At 73.9% G+C, this 17,232-nt stretch carries 15 protein-coding genes; 6 read left to right on the top strand and 9 right to left on the bottom strand.

Annotated elements, in window-relative coordinates; genetic code table 11:
• Nucleotides 1–36 precede the first annotated feature (36 nt).
• From IEY96_RS18345 to IEY96_RS18335, 3 genes are all read right to left on the bottom strand, one after another.
• Nucleotides 37–561: a sigma-70 family RNA polymerase sigma factor gene (locus tag IEY96_RS18345; RefSeq protein WP_229791687.1), complete on the bottom strand. Its 525-nt coding sequence runs from the start codon at nucleotides 559–561 to the stop codon at nucleotides 37–39.
• Nucleotides 562–675: 114 nt separating this feature from the next.
• Nucleotides 676–3,489, bottom strand: coding sequence for an AfsR/SARP family transcriptional regulator (locus IEY96_RS18340; protein ID WP_189196011.1), 2,814 nt, complete (start codon nucleotides 3,487–3,489; stop codon nucleotides 676–678).
• 64 nt (nucleotides 3,490–3,553) lie between these two features.
• Complete coding sequence (locus IEY96_RS18335) at nucleotides 3,554–4,321, bottom strand: class I SAM-dependent methyltransferase (RefSeq protein WP_189196010.1); 768 nt, start codon at nucleotides 4,319–4,321, stop codon at nucleotides 3,554–3,556.
• Nucleotides 4,322–4,481: 160 nt separating this feature from the next.
• On the opposite strand from IEY96_RS18335, the gene IEY96_RS18330 reads away from it, so the two are divergent.
• Nucleotides 4,482–4,874, top strand: coding sequence for a hypothetical protein (locus IEY96_RS18330; protein WP_189196009.1), 393 nt, complete (start codon nucleotides 4,482–4,484; stop codon nucleotides 4,872–4,874).
• 89 nt (nucleotides 4,875–4,963) lie between these two features.
• Complete coding sequence (locus IEY96_RS18325; protein ID WP_189196008.1) at nucleotides 4,964–5,686, top strand: VOC family protein; 723 nt, start codon at nucleotides 4,964–4,966, stop codon at nucleotides 5,684–5,686.
• A gap of 33 nt (nucleotides 5,687–5,719) precedes the next feature.
• On the opposite strand, the gene IEY96_RS18320 is transcribed toward IEY96_RS18325, so the two are convergent.
• Nucleotides 5,720–7,048, bottom strand: a complete 1,329-nt coding sequence (locus IEY96_RS18320) for a serine/threonine-protein kinase (RefSeq protein ID WP_373293595.1) — start codon at nucleotides 7,046–7,048, stop codon at nucleotides 5,720–5,722.
• Nucleotides 7,049–7,266: 218 nt separating this feature from the next.
• Between IEY96_RS18320 and IEY96_RS18315 the strand changes: the two genes are divergently transcribed.
• The gene (locus tag IEY96_RS18315) at nucleotides 7,267–8,523 is read left to right on the top strand and encodes an MFS transporter (protein WP_229791686.1); all 1,257 of its coding nucleotides are present in this window, start codon (nucleotides 7,267–7,269) and stop codon (nucleotides 8,521–8,523) included.
• 66 nt (nucleotides 8,524–8,589) lie between these two features.
• Here IEY96_RS18315 and katG read toward each other — a convergent pair whose 3' ends face one another.
• Together katG and IEY96_RS18305 are read right to left on the bottom strand one after the other, a co-directional pair.
• Nucleotides 8,590–10,866: a catalase/peroxidase HPI gene (katG, locus tag IEY96_RS18310; protein WP_189196005.1), complete on the bottom strand. Its 2,277-nt coding sequence runs from the start codon at nucleotides 10,864–10,866 to the stop codon at nucleotides 8,590–8,592.
• Nucleotides 10,867–10,889: 23 nt separating this feature from the next.
• Complete coding sequence (locus IEY96_RS18305; RefSeq protein ID WP_189196004.1) at nucleotides 10,890–11,318, bottom strand: Fur family transcriptional regulator; 429 nt, start codon at nucleotides 11,316–11,318, stop codon at nucleotides 10,890–10,892.
• A gap of 179 nt (nucleotides 11,319–11,497) precedes the next feature.
• Between IEY96_RS18305 and IEY96_RS18300 the strand changes: the two genes are divergently transcribed.
• Nucleotides 11,498–11,965 (top strand): hypothetical protein, encoded by a 468-nt coding sequence (locus IEY96_RS18300; protein ID WP_189196003.1) that lies wholly within the window; start codon nucleotides 11,498–11,500, stop codon nucleotides 11,963–11,965.
• Between the two features lie 6 nt (nucleotides 11,966–11,971).
• On the opposite strand, the gene IEY96_RS18295 is transcribed toward IEY96_RS18300, so the two are convergent.
• From IEY96_RS18295 to IEY96_RS18285, 3 genes are read right to left on the bottom strand one after another with little or no spacing between them, the layout of a single operon-like run.
• Entirely contained in the window at nucleotides 11,972–13,726 is a 1,755-nt protein-coding gene (locus IEY96_RS18295; RefSeq protein WP_189196002.1) for a multicopper oxidase family protein, read from the bottom strand.
• Nucleotides 13,723–14,175 (bottom strand): DUF6220 domain-containing protein, encoded by a 453-nt coding sequence (locus tag IEY96_RS18290; RefSeq protein WP_189196001.1) that lies wholly within the window; start codon nucleotides 14,173–14,175, stop codon nucleotides 13,723–13,725. Before IEY96_RS18290 ends, IEY96_RS18295 begins: the two co-directional genes overlap by 4 nt.
• 9 nt (nucleotides 14,176–14,184) lie before the next feature.
• Nucleotides 14,185–15,174: a carboxymuconolactone decarboxylase family protein gene (locus IEY96_RS18285; RefSeq protein WP_189196000.1), complete on the bottom strand. Its 990-nt coding sequence runs from the start codon at nucleotides 15,172–15,174 to the stop codon at nucleotides 14,185–14,187.
• A gap of 143 nt (nucleotides 15,175–15,317) precedes the next feature.
• Between IEY96_RS18285 and IEY96_RS18280 the strand changes: the two genes are divergently transcribed.
• Both IEY96_RS18280 and IEY96_RS18275 read left to right on the top strand, forming a co-directional pair.
• The gene (locus tag IEY96_RS18280) at nucleotides 15,318–16,493 is read left to right on the top strand and encodes a sensor histidine kinase (protein ID WP_229791685.1); all 1,176 of its coding nucleotides are present in this window, start codon (nucleotides 15,318–15,320) and stop codon (nucleotides 16,491–16,493) included.
• Nucleotide 16,494: 1 nt separating this feature from the next.
• Nucleotides 16,495–17,157: a response regulator gene (locus tag IEY96_RS18275; protein ID WP_189195998.1), complete on the top strand. Its 663-nt coding sequence runs from the start codon at nucleotides 16,495–16,497 to the stop codon at nucleotides 17,155–17,157.
• Nucleotides 17,158–17,232 lie beyond the last annotated feature (75 nt).

Below are 17,232 nucleotides of genomic sequence, written 5' to 3'. Positions count from 1 at the left end.
CATGGCCGGGTCACCGGCCGGCGGAGTCATCACCGCTCAGGCCGCGTCGAGGCCGGTGCGCAGGGCGCGCAGCGCGTAGTGGGTCCGGGACTTGACCGTGCCGATCGGCACTCCCAGCCGTCCCGCGACCTCCTCCGGTGACCGCCCCACCAGATACACCTCGGAGAGCAGACTGCGCTGCGCCGGGCTCAGCCGGCCGAGCGCGTGGCGGATGGCGTGCGAGGCGAGCGCGGTGCCGGTGGTGTCGTCACCGGCGGGGATCCAGGTCATGTCGACGAGATGGACCTCGGCCGGGCGACCTCGGCGCAGCCGGACGCCGTCGATGACTAGTCGCCGGGCGACGGTGAGGAGCCACCGGCGGGCGGCATCGGGCTCGACCGGCACCGAGTCGAGGTGCCGCCAGGCCCGCAGCATCGTCTCCTGGAGCAGGTCCTCGGCGGTCTGCCGCTGGCCGCGGGTCAGCACGAGCAGGAGACGCAGCACCGCGCGGGCGTGGTCCGCGTGCAGCGCGGTCATGCGTTCGGCCCGGCCGGCCGGTGATTCCAGGGGTGCCCGTAGCACGATGTCTCCCCCACAGGCAGGAGCAACGGTGAATGAGGCCCGAGCCTAGGGACGACCGATGCGAATGAACTGATCCGCGAGTGCGGATCGAGTGCCGTCGCCGATCGCGACCGGTCACCGACGCGGCGTGACCGCCGCGAGCAGGCCGGCCAGCCGTCGGCCGGTCCGGCTCTGCGCGTACGGGATGAGGGCCAGCGCCTCCTGCCACGCGCGTACGGCGGCGTCCTGGTCCCCGCCGGCGGCGAGGGCGTCGCCGACCAGCGCCAGCACCTCCGCGGCCGGTGCCGCGGCAGAGGCGTCCTGGTAGGCGACGGCCGCCTCGCGCCAGCAGTCGACCGCCTTCGCGAGTTCCCGGCGGGCGGCATGCACCCGGCCGAGCACCTCCCACGCCTCGGCGATGCCCAACCGGTACCGCGCCGCGCGTGACAGCGTCATCGCCTGCTCGGCGCCGCGCACGGCCTCGTCCTCCCGGCCCAGCTCGACGCAGCTCGCGGCCATGATCACCAGGACGTCGGCAAGCAGTTTGTCGTCACCGGCCGCCCACGACTCCAGCACCGCGGACAGCGCCCGGACGACCTCCTCGTGTCGCCCCTGCGCGCTGAGGATCATCGCCCGGTTGATTCCGGCCCGGGTCATCTCGCCGTGCAGGCCGAGCCGGGCGAGCAGTTCGAGCGCCCGGTCGAGATGCCCGACCGCGGTCTCGTGCTCGTGCCGGAAGTAGGCCGCCCCGGCCAGGCTGCGGTGCATCCGGGCCTGGCCGATCAGGTCGCCGCCCGCCCGGGCCGCCTCGAGGGCCACCTCGCCGGTCGCGGTCCAGTCGGCCCAGCGGCCGCTGCGGTCGAAGAAGTGCTGCATGCCCAGGGCGAGCTGCCAGGCCTCGGTGTGCCGGCCCTGCCGGGCGGCCCAACGGACCAGCGCGGTCAGGACCTGCCGCTCGGCGGTGAACCAGCGCATGGCGTCGCCGTGCCCGGCGAAGCGCAGCGGAGTCTCCCCCGGCCCCGGCTCGATCAGCGGATGGTGCTCGGAGGTCAGCAGCCATCGGTGCGCCTGGTAGCTGGTGGCCCGGTAGAAGTGCAGGCAGCGCAGCTCCGCGGCGGCGCGCTCGGCCGGGCCGTCGTTCTCCTCGCCGAGTTCCGCGGCATAGGCCAGCAGCAGGTCGTGGGTCCGGTAGCGGCCCGGCACGTCCTCGCTGACCAGGTGCGCGCGGCTCAGCTCGCCGAGCAGTGCCCGCGCGTTCCGCAGCGGGACGTCGGCCAGGCCCGCCGCCGCGGCGGTCGAGATGTCGGGGCCGGGATGGACCGGCAGCAGCCGGAAGAGCCGGGCGGCCGGGGCGGAGAGCGCCTGGTAGGACCAGGAGAAGACGGCACGCACGCCGGTCTGCGGGTCGTCGCCGTCGAAGCCGTCCAGGGTGCCGGGCGCCCGGCCCAGCTCCGCGGCGATCTGCGCCGGTGGCGTCCCCGGCAGGGTCGCCGCGCGGGCGGCCACCACGGCCAGCGCGAGCGGTAGCCGCCCGCAGCTGGCGATGATGGCGTCGATGGCGGCCGGGTCCGCCGCGAGGCGGCCGGCGCCGAGCGGCCGCAGGAGCGCCGCGCGGGCCTCCTCGACGCTCGGCAGGCCGACCGGCAACGGGTGGGCGCCGGCCGTGGTCAGCAGGGTGCTGAGCCGGCTGCGGCTGGTGACGATCACGAGGCAGCCCGGGCTGCCCGGCAGCAGGTGCCGGATCTGCTCGGCGTCCCGGCAGTTGTCGAGCACGATCAGCATGCGCCGGCCGGCAAGGCTGCTGCGGTACATGCCCGCCTGGGCGTGCAGCTCGGCCGGAATGCCGTCCTGGGGCACCCCGAGCGAGCCGAGGAAGCCGCGCAGCGCCTCCGCCGGGGTCATGGCCGGCTCCCGACCGTCGTATCCGCGCAGGTCGACATAGAGCTGCCCGTCCGGGTAGCCGGCGGCGAACCCGTGGGCGAGGTGGACCGCGAGGGCCGTCTTGCCGATCCCGGGCATGCCGTCGATCGCGAGCACCGCCGGACCGCCCGGGCGCGCGACCGCCGCGCGGGCCTCGGCGATGAGGTCGTCCCGGCCGCTGAAGAAGGGCAGGTCCGGTGGCAGCTGCGCGGGCCGGGGAAGCGACGGCGGCGCCCCGGTACGCACCGGCCGGATGCGCTGGTGCAGCAGCCGGTCGTACGCCTCCCGCAGCTCCTCGCCCGGGTCGATGCCCAGCTCGTCGGCGAGCCGGCGGCGCACCACCCGGTACGTCTCGACGGCTTCCGCCTGCCGGCCGTCGGCGGCGAGCGCCAGCAGCAGCCGGCTCTGCAGCGACTCGTCCAGCGGGTGCTGCTCGGCGGCCTGCCGCAACGGCGCCAGCACCGCGCCCAGCCGGCCGCAGCGCTCGGCGGCGTCGGCGGCCTCGCGCACGGCCTGGGCGCGTTCGGCCTCCACGGCGAGGAACGCGGGATGCCGGCGGGAGGCCGGTTCCAGGCCCGCGCCGCACCGGCCGCGCCACAGCCGCAGCCCGTCGAGGGAATGCCGCAGCGCCTCCTCCGGGTCGCCGTCCCGCAGGCGCCGGCCCGCCAGCCGGTTCAGCGACCGGAACCGCAGCAGGTCGAGGGACTCCTCGTCGGCGCGCAGCCGGTAGCCCGCGAGGTCCCGGAGGATGTGCCGGCCCGCCGACCGGGTGGGCAGGCCGGGCTCGAGCAGCCGCCGGAGCACCCCGACGTGCCGGTGTACGACGTTCGCGGCGCTGGCCGGTGCCTCCTCGTCCCAGAGCAGGTCGACCAACTCGGTCAGGGAGACCGGGGAACCGGCCCGGGCCAGCAGCAACGCGAGCACCAGGCGTTGCTGGCGGGCGCCCAGGTGCAGCTCGGCGCCGGCGCGGACGACCCTGATGGAGCCGAGCACCGAGAAGCCGATCGTCTCGCCCGCCGCCGCCCGCACACCGGCAACGGTAACCGGCCGACCCGCCACGACCTGCGGTCGGGCGCTCGGCTTCGTCGAGGCGCTACGGCTCGCGACGCCGACGGGCGAGATGAACGGTGATGTCGGCGGCGATCTCGACCGTGTCGGGCAGGACCTCCGCGATCCGGCGGTACACCTGTTCCCGCTCCGGGGCCGGCAGGACGAGATAGGCCGAGATGGTGGAGAGAAGCCCCACGTAGTCGCGGGCGGTCATCGTCGCGCGCCGCTCGATCACGGACTGCCGGACGTCGGTGAACCACGGCGACCGTTGCAGCTCCGTACCGGGCCACTGCAGGTGATCCCCCGGCGGCGTCCCGTCCGGCGACGGAACGTCGTCGCTCGCCAGGAACGGCGCCCGGGCCACGCGAACGGCCTCCTCCACCGCCGGATCGGCCAGCTGGACCGGGCCACCGAACGAGGCGAACACCCCGCCCGGCTCCACCAGCGCGGCCATGCGCGACCACCGGCCCTCCGGGTTCGTCCAGTGCAACGCGGCTGCCGCGTAGACCAGCCCGTAGCTCTCGCCCGGTCGCAGGTCCTCGAACGCGGCCCGCACGGTCCTGACGTTCGCCGGCACGTGCCTGCGCAGCTCGGCGAGCATGGCCCCGTCGGGCTCCGTCGCGGTGACGGTGACCCCCCGCTGCGCGAGCAGGCGGGTCGCCTTGCCCGTCCCGGCGCCGATCTCCAGGGCGGTCCGGACGGGCCGACCCGCGTACGTCAGCACCATGTCGAACAGCGCCGCGGGATACCCCGGCCGGAACCGTTCGTACGCCTCCGCCATCGTGCCGAAGCTCAGTGCGCGATCCGACATGCCGAGCATGCTGACACGATCCGGGCCGTCACCGCGCGGCCTTTCGGCGCCAGTCCGCCCGGTCACCACCCCGTCCCGGGGGGCCGCAAGGGCCGACAGCGGTCGGGACGACGCGAATCCCGCTACCGCCGTGACGGCGTGGCCGCCTACCCTCGCCCCCATGGCCCGGACCCGCAAGCGGAGGATTCGCGTCGACGGGGTCGACTACCGATGGACGGTGAGTCAGGTCGACCCCGGTCACGTCGTCGTCAGGGTCTGGCACGCCGCGATCATGCGGGGCACCGGGCTGGAGGTCCTCGTGGCCTTCGACGACCCGTGGCTCAACTTCGGGCCGATCATCACCGCGCCTTCCGACCGGGTGGCCGAGGTCTTCGCCCTGGAGCCGGTCACGCCACGGCTGGTGGCGGGACTGATCCAGGCGGCGGTCGCCACCGGCTGGCCGGCCCACGATGACAGCGGGCCGCGGCGTCTCGTGCTCGACCGGAGCCGCGAACGGCTGGAACCGGTGCCCGGAGGACCACCGGCAGCGGCGTCGAAACTGGGGTGCGGCTGACGCGGTTCCGCCCCTAGGCTCCCGCTCGACGGGCCGGTGAGGTGTCCTGTCGACAACGGTCGGTCAGCGGGATCGGAGATGAGCACGGGATGACGTGTCAACTGTTCGCAATCACCTTCGACGCGAACGAACCCGGGCGTCTCGCGGAGTTCTGGTCCGGGGTCCTGGGCCGGGAGGTGTCCGACGATCCGCTTGGCGGAGTCGCGCTCCGGCCCGATGACGACGCCGGGTTCCGGCTCCGCTTTCTACCGACCGGGACGGAGAAGGTGGGCCAGAACCGGTCGCACTTCGACCTGACGAGCACCTCCCTGGAGGACCAGCGGCAGACGGTGGCCAGAGCGCTGGAACTGGGCGCGCGGCACGTCGACGTCGGCCAGCGCCCGGACGAGGGCCATGTGGTGCTCGCCGACCCCGACGGCAACGAGTTCTGCGTCATCGAGCCGGGCAACAACTTCCTCGCCGGCTGCGGATTCATCGGCGCGCTGGCCTGCGACGGTACGCAGGAGGTCGGCTACTTCTGGAGCGAGGCGCTGGGGTGGCCGCTGGTGTGGGACCAGGACCAGGAGACCGCGATCCGCTCACCGCTCGGCGGTCCGAAGATCACCTGGGGTGGCCCACCGCTGATGCCGAGGACGGGCAAGCAGCGACTGCACTTCGACCTGGTTACACCCGACGGCGGTGACCAGCAGGCGGAGGTCGACCGTCTCCTCTCCCTCGGGGCGACCCGGATCGACATCGGCCAGGGCGACGTCAGCTGGGTCGTGATGGCCGACCCCGACGGCAACGAGTTCTGCGTGCTGGCGCCCCGGTAGCGCGGGTCGGCCGCGCGGTGGGCGACGGCACGATCAGGAGGTTGCGCGGGGCGACGATGAGGCGGACGGAGACGCCTGCCCGCCGGTCGGCTCTCCGGTCGGTTCCGGCGGTCCGCTGGACGGCGTCCGCGACGGCGTTGCGGACGTCGCACCAGGCCCGTTGTCACGGGAGGGCGCGGAGTCGGCAGGCGCGGGTTCGGACGCTCGGGACGCGGGCGTGGTCAGGTCCGGGTCCGCGGGCGCGTTTCGCGCTCTCGTCGGCGTGCGCGAAGAGTCACCACCGCCGGAATCCGGAACTGAGCTGACCACGGACGGCGTCGGCACCCCGGACGGGCCGGGCGACCACCCGGCGGGATCGGCGAACACCACGGCGGCCGCCGTGGCGGCGAGCAGCGCCAGGACGATGCCGGCAACCGCCCGCCGTCGGCCGGCCGCTCGCCGGGGCGGCGGTCCGGCGACCACCGGTAGCGGCCGGGTCGAGGGGCCCGCGGCTCGCGGTACGGCTGGAGCCGCGAGCGCAGGACCCGCCGGTCCACCGGACGATTCGGCGATCGCGTCGGCGGTGGCGGCCATGGCCGCAGCGGTCGGAATCCGCTGGTCGGCGTTCGTGGCCATGGCGGAGGCGACCAGGTCGCGGACCGCTGCCGGGACGTCATCGGGCAGCGGGGGCGGCTCCTCCTCGAGGCGGCGCAGCGCCACGGCCACGGGGTTGTCACCGGCGAACGGGGGACGGCCGGCGAGGCAGTGGTACGCCACGCACCCGAGCGCGTAGATGTCCACGGCGGGACCGATGGCGCCGCGCCGGGACAGTTGCTCCGGCGCCATGTAGAGGGCCGTGCCCACGACCTGGTTCGCCGCCGTCAGCTCTGTCGCGTCCGGCGACAGCGCGATGCCGAAGTCCACGAGGACGACGTGCCCGTCCGGCTCGATGATGAGGTTGCCCGGTTTGACGTCACGGTGTACCACGTTCACGTCGTGGGCGGCCTGCAGGGCGCGGGCGGTCTGCGCGACGATCGACAGCGTCTCGGTGGCGCCGAGGCGACCGGCGTCGGCGATCCGCTCGGACAGCGGCTGGCCCTGCACGTACGCCATCACGATGTAGGCGACACCGGACGCGCCGGGCAGGGTGGCCTCGCCGTAGTCGTAGACCTCCGCGACACCGGGATGCCGCAGCGCCGCCATCGCCCGCGCCTCCCGCCGGAAACGCTCCCCCGCGCTCGCGTCCGTCATGACCCGCCGGTGCAGCAGCTTGACGGCCACGGTCCGCTTCAGCGTCTCGTCGACCGCGCGCCACACCTCGCCCATGCCGCCGGCGGCGATCCGATCAATCAGGCGATAACGGTCGCCGATGAGATCCCCCACGTCTGGCATCCGGTTCCCGTACCCCAGGCGCTCCTCTTTCAAGCGCGCGGGCCCGGCGGCGGACGGTCAGACGCGTCCACGCACGTGGCTTGCCGACTCCCGCTCACGCGAGCGGTTGTGGCTCGCCGCCGGTCCCGGTGTTTGATCCGCCCTCCCGGGTCCTGCTTTGATCACAGCGGTCGACGGCAGGTCGGGTGAGGCGGGAGGCGGGGAGTTTGGTGGCCAGGCGGTCCCTGGGCCGGGAGTTCCGATGGCTGTGGGCGTCCTACGCGGTCAGCGCCTACGGCTCCGCGCTCGGCTTCGGCGCGTTGCCGCTGATCGCCGTGCTGGTGTTGGATGCCAGCCCCGCCCAGGTGTCCGCGCTGTCCGCGGTGGGGCCGGCGGTGGGCGCGCTGATCGCGTTGCCGCTCGGGCCGTGGGTGGAGTTCCGCCGCAAACGGCCGGTGATGATCGCGATGGACCTGGCCCGGTTCGCGGCCATGATGACGATCCCGGTCGCCTACGCCGTCGGCCGGCTCGGTTTCGTCCAGTTGCTGGTCGTGTCGGCCGTGGTCGCCGCCGCCAAGATCGCCTTCGGTGCGGCCAGCGGCGCCTACCTGAAGGCGCTCGTCCGCCGGGACGACCTGCTCGTGGCCAACGCGCGGTTCGAGTCGACGACGTGGAGTTCCATCGCCGTCGGGCCGCCGCTGGGCGGGGCGGCCATCGGCCTGTTCGGGCCCGTCACCACCGTGGTGGCCGACGCGCTGAGCTACCTGTTGTCCGCGCTGGGCGTCACGGCGATCCGCGGCCGGGAGGAACCCCCGCGGCGAACCGACCGGAGCCGGGTCCGGGCCGGTGAGGTGCTCGACGGCTGGCGGCACCTCCTGGCCCATCCCGGCCTGCGGGCGCTCTACCTCAACCAGCTTCTCGTCAGCGGACTGATCATGGCCACCGAGCCGCTGCTGGCCGTGCTCCTGCTCCGCGAGCTCGGATTCCCACCCTGGCAGTACGGCCTCGCCTTCGCCGCCCCCTGCCTCGGCGGGCTCATCGGCTCACGCCTCGCCCGTCGGGTCGTGGCGCGGTACGGCCAGCACCGGATCCTCCGTACGGTCGGCACGCTGCGCGCGGTCTGGCTGATCGGCCTGGCCTTCGTCCAGCCCGGTGTCGCCGGCCTCGCGACGGTGATCGCCGTCGAACTCGCGATCATCATCAGCATGAGCCTGTACAACCCGGTGCTGGCCACCTACCGGCTGGAGCACACCCCCAGGGACCGCGTCGCCCGCACCCTGTCGGCCTGGTCGATCAGCAGCAGCGCCGCCATCGCCGTCCTCAGCGCGCTCGGAGGGCTGCTCGCCGGCCTCACCAGCCCCCGGACGGCCATCGTGGTCGCGGGACTGCTGATCCTCGCGAGCCCGCTGCTGCTGCCCCGCCGCCTGGATGCCGTACCCGCGCCCGACGGTGAGCTGGCGGCAGCCGGCGCGCCGGAAGCCAGGTGACGAGCCACCGAGGGGCGAGCCCGGCCGATCGCGGATAGATCGGCCGGGCTCGTCGGTGGGCGCCGGTCAGGCGAGGTCGAACCGGTCGAGTTCCATGACCTTGGTCCAGGCCGCGACGAAGTCGGCCACGAACTTCTCGCGGGCGTCCTCGCTGGCGTAGACCTCGGCGAGGGCGCGCAGCTGCGAGTTGGAGCCGAAGATGAGGTCGACCGCGGTGGCGGTCCACTTCACCTGGTCGGTGGCCAGGTCGCGGATCTCGTACACGTGCTCCTCGGACTCCGACGCCTTCCACCGGGTGCCCGGCGAGAGCAGGTTGGCGAAGAAGTCGTTGGTGAGCACGCCGGGCCGGTCGGTGAGGACACCGTGCGACGTACCCCCGACGTTGTTCCCGAGCGCGCGGAGGCCGCCGACGAGGACGGTCATCTCCGGGGCGGTCAGGTTGAGCATGTAGGCACGGTCGACGAGCAGCACCTCCGGCTGGGTCTTCTCGCCGGCACGCAGGTAGTTGCGGAACCCGTCGGCGCGCGGCTCCAGGACCCCGAAGGACTCGACGTCGGTCTGCTCCTGGCTCGCGTCGGTGCGGCCCGGGTGGAACGGCACGGTCACCTCGACGCCGGCGTCGCGCGCCGCCTTCTCGACGGCGGCCGAGCCGGCCAGCACGATCAGGTCCGCGAGCGAGATCTTCGCGCCTCCGGCGGAGTTGAACTCCCGCTGGATGCCCTCCAGCGTCTGCAGGACGGTCGCGAGCTGCTCGGGCTGGTTGACCTCCCAGCTGCGCTGCGGCTCCAGGCGGATGCGCGCGCCGTTGGCGCCGCCGCGCTTGTCGGTGGACCGGTAGCTCGCCGCGGAGGCCCAGGCGGTGGAGACCAGCTGGGCGGTCGTGAGGCCGGACTCCAGCACCTTCGCCTTGAGGGCGGCGACGTCGGCGTCACCTACGACCTCGTGGTCGACGGCCGGCACCGGGTCCTGCCACAGCTGGGGCTCCGGGACCCACGGCCCGAGGAAGCGGCTGACCGGACCCATGTCGCGGTGCAGCAGCTTGTACCAGGCCTTGGCGAACGCCAGCGCGAACTCGTCGGGGTTCTCGAGGAAACGGCGGGAGATCTTCTCGTACGTCGGGTCGACGCGCAGCGCCAGGTCGGTCGTGAGCATCGTCGGCTTGTGCTTCTTCGACGGGTCGTGGGCGTCCGGGATGATCGCCTCGGCGTCCTTGGCGACCCACTGCTTGGCGCCGCCGGGGCTCGTGGTGAGCTCCCACTCGTTGCCGAAGAGGATCTCGAAGAAGCGGTTGCTCCACTGCGTCGGCCGGTCGGTCCACGTCACCTCGAGGCCGCTGGTGATCGTGTCGGCGCCCTTGCCGCTGCCGTAGGTGCTCAGCCAGCCCAGGCCCTGCGCCTCCAGCGGGGCGCCCTCGGGCTCGGGGCCCACGTGGTCGTCGGCGACGCCGGCGCCGTGGGTCTTGCCGAAGGTGTGGCCACCGGCGATGAGGGCGACGGTCTCCTCGTCGTTCATCGCCATCCGCCGGAAGGTCTCGCGGATGAAGTGCGCCGCGGCGGCCGGGTCCGCGTTGCCGCGCGGGCCCTCCGGGTTGACGTAGATGAGGCCCATCTCGGTGGCCCCGACACCGGGCGCCATCTCCTTCTCGGAGGCGTAGCGCTCGTCGCCGAGCCAGGTGTCCTCCGGGCCCCAGAAGATCTCCTCGGGCTCCCAGACGTCCTCCCGGCCGAAGCCGAAGCCGAAGGTCTTGAAGCCCATCGACTCCAGGGCCACGTTGCCGGCGAGCACGAGCAGGTCGGCCCACGAGATCTTCTGGCCGTACTTCTGCTTGACCGGCCAGAGCAGCCGGCGGGCCTTGTCGAGGTTGGCGTTGTCCGGCCAGCTGTTGAGCGGGGCGAAGCGCTGACCACCGTCGCCGGCGCCACCGCGACCGTCCTCGATGCGGTAGGTGCCCGCGGCGTGCCAGCTCATCCGGATCATCAGGCCGCCGTAGTGGCCGAAGTCGGCCGGCCACCAGTCCTGCGAGGTGGTGAGGACGTTGACGATGTCCTGCTTGAGGGCCTCGACGTCGAGCTTGGCGAACTCCCTGGCGTAGCTGAAGTCCGCCCCCAGCGGGTTGCCCTTGGGCGAGTGCGCGTGCAGCACCGACAGGTCGAGCTGGTTGGGCCACCAGTCCCGGTTGGTGCGCGGACGACCCCCGGTCTTCGGGGTCGGCGAGTCGATCGCCGGGTTCTCGCTCTCGCTGCCGTGCGCGGTCACGGAGTCGTGCGCGACCGGGCAGCCGGCCGCCTCCTTCTTGTCCACGCCCTGCGCGCTGGAGGGAGCGTTGTCCTGCATGTCGCTCATCTACTTCCTTCCGAACTGGCGGATCACTGGGACGTGCGTTCGGTCGCGCAGTCGGGGCAGGTGCCCCAGTAGACGACCTCCGCCTCGTCGACCACGAACCCGTGGTCGTCCGAGGCGGTGAGACAGGGTGCATGGCCGACGGCGCAGTCGACGTCGGCGATCGCGCCGCAGGAGCGGCACACGGCGTGATGGTGGTTGTCCCCCACCCGCGCCTCGTAGCGGGCGGTCGCCCGGGCGGGCTGGATGCGCCGCACCAGACCGGCGTCGGTGAGCGCTCGGAGCACGTCGTACACCGCTTGGTGGGACACTGTGGGATGATTCGCCCGTACCAGCGCGATCACGGTGTCGGTGTCGACGTGGGGGTGGTCGCGCAGAGCGGCGAGCACCGCCAACCGGGGCCGGGTCACGCGCAACGAGACCGACCGCAGCTGGGCCTCGAAGTCGGACGTCATGCCCCGAACATAGCCCACTCTTCTGGAACGAATCAAGTTTTGGCGAAGTTGCGGGTGACCGGATCTGGACACCGCGGACCGGATGCCCCGAACGGGGTTGCGGAGATCAACGATCTTCGACGACACTCCCCCGGACCGTCTCGCCGGACAGCGGCGGGCCCGACCGCACAGGGGACGCCATGCAGCCGTCGCATCCGGAGCCGACCTCACGGCACCCGGTCTGGATGTGGGCCGGCGCCGCCGCGGGGCTCGCACTGGCCCTCACCATGTTCCTCAACAACAGCGGGCCACGCACCCGCGCCGCGGCGAGCCCGGCGCCGACCAGCAACTTCGTGGTCTCCGGTGCGGCGGTGCTCGCCGACGGCGCGTCCTTCACCAGAGACGACCACGGGGGCTGCGCCGGCACCGGAGCCTATGCCGACGTCGTCGACGGCGCCCCGGTGCTCGTCATGACCACCGCCGGGATGGCCGCCGGAAGGCTGACCGACCCGCGGGCGCCCACCGACGGCACCTGCCGATTCTGGTTCTCCGTCCCCCGGGTTCCGGCCGGACAGGACGCCTACCTGGTCATGGTCGCCGACCGGGACAGCCGGCAGTACGCCGAACAGGAACTGGCCGGCGCGCTGGTCAGCCTGCGCGTCGACTGAATCCGGTCAGCGGTTCCGCTGCCCCAGGTACATCAGGTGCAGCGTCATCCCGGCGTCGGCGTGCTTCAGGTTGTGGCAGTGGTTCGCCCACATCCCCGGGTTGTCGGCCTGGAACGCCACCTCCCAGACGTCACCGGGGCGTACGTCGAAGGAGTCCAGCCACAGTCGGCTCCCGGTCGCCGGTTGCCCGTTGCGGGATAGCACCAGGACGTGGTGCCCGTGCAGATGCCACGGGTGCACGGTCTGGGACCGGTTCACGATCGTGAACTTCACGATGTCGCCGAGGCGTACGACCTGCGGCGGGATGTCCGGGTCGGCCGCGCCGTTGACGGTGTGGGCGTACCGCGGCAGCAGTCCGTGCAGGTCGAGGCCGCGGTCGAGCACGAGGGTGAACTCCCGGTCGAACCGGGACCACGGCACCGGAGAACCGGCACCGTAGGTGAGCGGATCCAGCACCGGCCACCCGCCGGTCGCCGTCGACACCGGTCCGGTCGAGTGGGCGGCCCGTCCGTCGACGAACAGCGCCACCGGCGTGGCGGGCGCGGTGAACACCAGGTCGTAGCGTCCCCCGGCCGGGATCAGCACGGCCGTGTCCACGAGCGGTGTCGGGCCGTGCAGGTCGGATCCGTCGATCGCGGCGACCCGGAACGGGGTCCCGGCCAGGGCGTACCGGTGTGTCGTGCTGTCGGTGTTGACCAGGCGCAGCCGCACGGGCGTCCCCGCCGCGACCGGCTCCGTTCTCGCCGCCGGCAACGGAAGGCCGGCGAGGGTGTGCACCGGCACCGTGACGTCGACGCCGGTCACCGGGCCCGGGCGCACCACCAGGACACCGTAGAGCCCCATCCGCACGCCGACGTCGGACACCGCATGCGTGTGGTACCAGTACGTGCCGGCCTGATCGGCCCGGAACCGGTAGACGAACTCCTGTCCGGGCAGCACCGCCGCCTGCGTCACGCCGGGCACCCCGTCCTGGCTGTTCGGCACGTCGTACCCGTGCCAGTGCAGCGTGACGCCACGCGCGATGTCCCGGTTGCGGAGCTTCACCTCCAGGACGTCGCCGACGGTGGCGGTCAGCTCGGGCCCGGGAACCTGCCCGTCGAACGCCCAGGCCGCGACGTCCCGGCCACTCACCCGCACCGTCGCCGTCCCGGCCGTCAGGGTCACCCGCCTGGTCGGTTCGCCGGCGGTCCGCGCGTCCCCGGGCCCGTGCTCATGTGGTACGCCGGGAGCGGCGGCCGGGGCGGCGGCCAGCCCGGTTCCGGTCAGCAGCGCCGCGACCGCCACGGCGACGGCCGCCCGGGAGACCGTCCGGGACGGGGGCGCGCCGAGCAGGCGCCACGACACCGCGGTCGCCCCGACGACCCCGGCGACCGCGAGCAGTCCCGCGCCGGCCGACGCCGGATAGCCGTGCAGGACCGTCACGAGCAGGGCGCCGCTGTCGGCGTACCCGGCGAAGAGGAGCGGGACCGCGACGGACCGGATGTCGGCCGGGGCCCGCAGCAGCCGCGGCCCGGCGACGGCCACCGCCGCGAGCGACAGCGGCGCGGCGATGAGGACCTTCTCCGCCGCGAACCACCAGCCGGCGCGGGCCAGCGCGGCGATCGTGACCGCGCGGGCGAGCGTGGCGAGCAGCGCGACGGCGGCCAGCCCCCGTGCGAGCGGACGGCGTCGGGCGGCCGACGCGGCGCCGCCGCCCAGCCATGCGGCGGCCGCGAGGACCGCGATCACCAGGTCGGCCGCGAGCAGCGAGCCGGTGCTCATGCCGGCTCGCCTTCCCGGACGGGCACCGGGGTGGTCGCGGCCTGTTCCGGGCGGGACAGCTGCCGCGCTCCCCTCAGGACGTTGACCACGACGTGCACCGCGACGATGCCGTTGACGGCGTGCAGCCCGGCGATGGTCAGGCCGAACGGGGTGCTGGCGCCCGCGGCGTCGGTGGACCCGTCGGCGAGCGCGGCCAGGAGCGCCTGCACGACGACGAGGCCGAGCGGCAGGGCCGCCAGTCCGACGAGCCGGCCCGGCGCCTTCGCCAGCGCGGCGAACAGGACGGTGAGCAGGGTGAGCACGGGGATGACGGCCATCCCGTTGACGCTGTGCAGGGCGTACGCGCCGTCGTCCGCGGGTTTCGTGAACGCGCCCACGGCGGCGAAGACGAACTGCAGGGCGAACGAGGCGAGCGACAGGGCGCTGACGACGACGAAGAGCTTGCGCATGGTGACCTCCTAGAGGTGAGCTGAGGACAGTGCCCGGGCGACGTGATCGGTGGCCGTGATCGCGCCGTACGCGACCAGCCGCACGAGGTCGGCGTCGCCGGGATGGGACAGCCGCCAGAGGGCCACGTCGCCCACGCTGATCGCGCTGGGCGCGAACGCCGCCAGCAGCGCGATCCGTGTCCCGACGCGGTCCACGCCGGGCACGTCCCGGACCAGGTCGACGGCCCAGTCCGCGGGCCGGGTCGGAAACTGTCCGTCCTCCCAACGCACGGTCGCCTCGACGGTCCGGCGGGCCACGTCCCCCAGGAGGTCCCCGCCGCTCAGGGCGGCGGTCCGCAACGACGCGTACGCCACGCCGACCGGCCGGTCCCCCGCCCAGGCCGGTGGCACGGTCGTGGCGGTGTCGAGCAGCGGAAGGCTGCGCCCGGGCTCCCTCGGCTCCCGCGCCGTCCTGGCGTAGAGCCGGCCCCCGACCGACCGCACCACCGGGGACCGTTGCAGGCCGCCGGGCAGCAGATCCGGGTCGAGCAACGCCGACACGATCCGGTTGATGAAGTGAAAGGCGAGCAGGGTGCCGGTGACCTCGGGGCCGTACCGGCCGGTCCAGGCGCCGGCCGCGGGGCTGCGGCTGGCCTCGGCCCAGGCGACCAGCTCGGCGTGCCTCGGATCCGGCGGCGTCCCGCCCCGGGCGATGACCTCGGCCAGCGCGTGCTCGCCCAGCGCGTGCAGCAGCATCACGTGGGCGTCGACGCAGAACCGGCAGCGGTTGGCCCGGGACACCGCCGACGCGACGAGCTCACGGTCGACCCGGGACGCGTCCCCGGCCAGCAGGGCCTCGCGCATCAGCGCCCAGGTCGCGGCCATCAGCTCCGGCACGGCCGAGAGCGCCTGGAAGGTGGGCACCGGCCCGAGGAACTCGTCCCGCAGCTGCCGGTAGACCGCCGCGGTGAGGCCGGTCGCGCCCGCCGCTCTGGCGGGGGTGAAGAAGCGGTATGTCATGGGCTCGATGCTCGCCTCGGCGGGCCGGGAAAGCGTCGTGCCGCCGCAGGCACCTCCCCGGCCGCCGGTACCGCGTTCGCGGTACGCCCACCTACCACGGGCGCGGGATGCTCCACCGGCGGCAGCCGTTCTACAGTTCGGCCATGCGCCGTGATCTGCCGTACTCCCTCAGTGGCCTCGCCCTCGGCGTCCTCCTGCTCGGCAACGCCGCGCTCGCGCCGGACGCCGCCGCGGTGCGGGTGGTGGACGTCGCCCTGGTCCTGGTCATGGCGGCGGCCCTGGCGGTGTGCCGGCGCTACCCGGTGGCGGCGCTGGGCGTGGTGACCGCCGCCATGCTGGCCTTCCACGTCCGCGTGCACCCCGGGGTGTCCGCCGCGTTCCCGGTCCTCGGCGCGGTCTACCTCGCCGCCTGGCGGGGGCACCGGTCGGTCGCCGCCCTGGCCAGCCTCGTCTTCCTCGGCGGCTTCCTGACCCGGGACATCTCGGTCGCGCCCGCCGGCCGGCCCGGCCAGCAGATCGCCGAGCGGACCGCCCTGCTGCTGGGCTGGTTCGTGGCGGCCAACGTCGCCGGGCTCGTCGCGCGGCAGCACCGGGCGTACCTGGAACAGGTCGAGCAGCGCGCGATCGAGGCGGAACGCACCCGCGAGGAGATGGCGTTGCGCCGCGCCGGCGAGGAGCGCCTGCGCATCGCCCGCGACCTGCACGACTCGCTGACCCACACCATCTCCGTGATCAAGGTGCAGACCGGGATCGCCGTGCACCTGGCCCGCAAGCACGGCGAGGAACCGTCGGCCACGCTGCTGGCGATCCAGGAGGCCAGCAGCGCCGCGATGCGGGAACTGCGGGCCACGCTGGACGTCCTGCGCGCACCCTCCGACGAGGACCCCGTCGGGCTGGCCCGGGTGGGTGAACTCGCCCAGCGGACCCGGGCGGCCGGCGTGCCGGTGCAGGTGACCGTCACCGGTCAGCCCCGGGACCTGCCCGCCGAGGTCGACCAGGCCGGGTATCGCGTCGTCCAGGAGGCCCTGACCAACGTGGCCCGCCACGCCGGCCCCGCCACCGCCCGGGTCCACGTCGAGTACGCCCCGGCGCAGCTGACCGTCTCGGTGACCGACGACGGGCAGGCGTCGCCGACCCGGCCGGTGACACCGGGTGTGGGCCTGCGCGGCATGCGGGAACGGGTCGCCGGGCTGGGCGGCGCACTCGACGCCGCCGCCCGCGACGGCGGCGGGTTCGCGGTCCGGGCCACCTTCCCGCTGGGCACGACCGAGCGCTCGCGCGAGGTGCCGGCCGCCCGGTCCGCCGCGGATCGTGGCTGACATGATCCGGGTCCTGCTCGCCGACGACCAGGCGCTCATGCGGGCCGGATTCCGGGCCCTGCTCGACGCCGAGGACGGTGTGGAGGTCGTCGGCGAGGCGGTCGACGGCGCGTCGGCCGTCCATCTGTCGCGACGCCTGCGGCCGGACGTCGTGCTGATGGACGTGCAGATGCCGGGAGTCGACGGCATCGAAGCCACCCGGCGCCTCGCCGCCGATCCCGACCTCGCCGCGGTCCGCGTCCTCATCCTCACCAACTACGGGCTCGACTCCTACGTCTTCGCCGCACTCCGGGCGGGCGCCAGCGGGTTCCTCCTCAAGGACGCCGACCCCGCCGACCTGCTGCAGGCCATCGCCGTCGTGGCTCGCGGCGACGCGCTGCTCGCCCCCGCGGTCACGCGGACGCTCATCAGCGAGTTCGTCGCCGGCCCCGCGCCGGCCGACCCGGCGGCCGGACGCGACGTGCTGACCGCCCGGGAGCAGGAGATCGTCGAGCTCGTGGCCCGGGGCCTGGGCAACGACGAGATCGCCGAACGCATGGTGATCAGTCCGTTGACCGCCAAGACACACGTCAACCGGGCCATGACGAAGCTGCACTGCCGCGACCGCGCCCAGCTGGTCGTGTGGGCGTACGAGGCGGGGTTGATCACGCCGCGACGCCGGTGACCGCGAATCGGCGACATGCCGGTACGTCGACGTCAGCGGCACCGTGGGCAGCGGCGGTCGCGGTAGGTTGCACAG

This window comes from Micromonospora fulviviridis (genome assembly GCF_014648395.1).
In the GTDB taxonomy this organism is placed as follows: Bacteria; Actinomycetota; Actinomycetes; order Mycobacteriales; family Micromonosporaceae; genus Micromonospora; species Micromonospora fulviviridis.
Note: the sequence above shows the minus strand (reverse complement) of the source record. Positions and strands in the feature narration are given on the sequence as shown.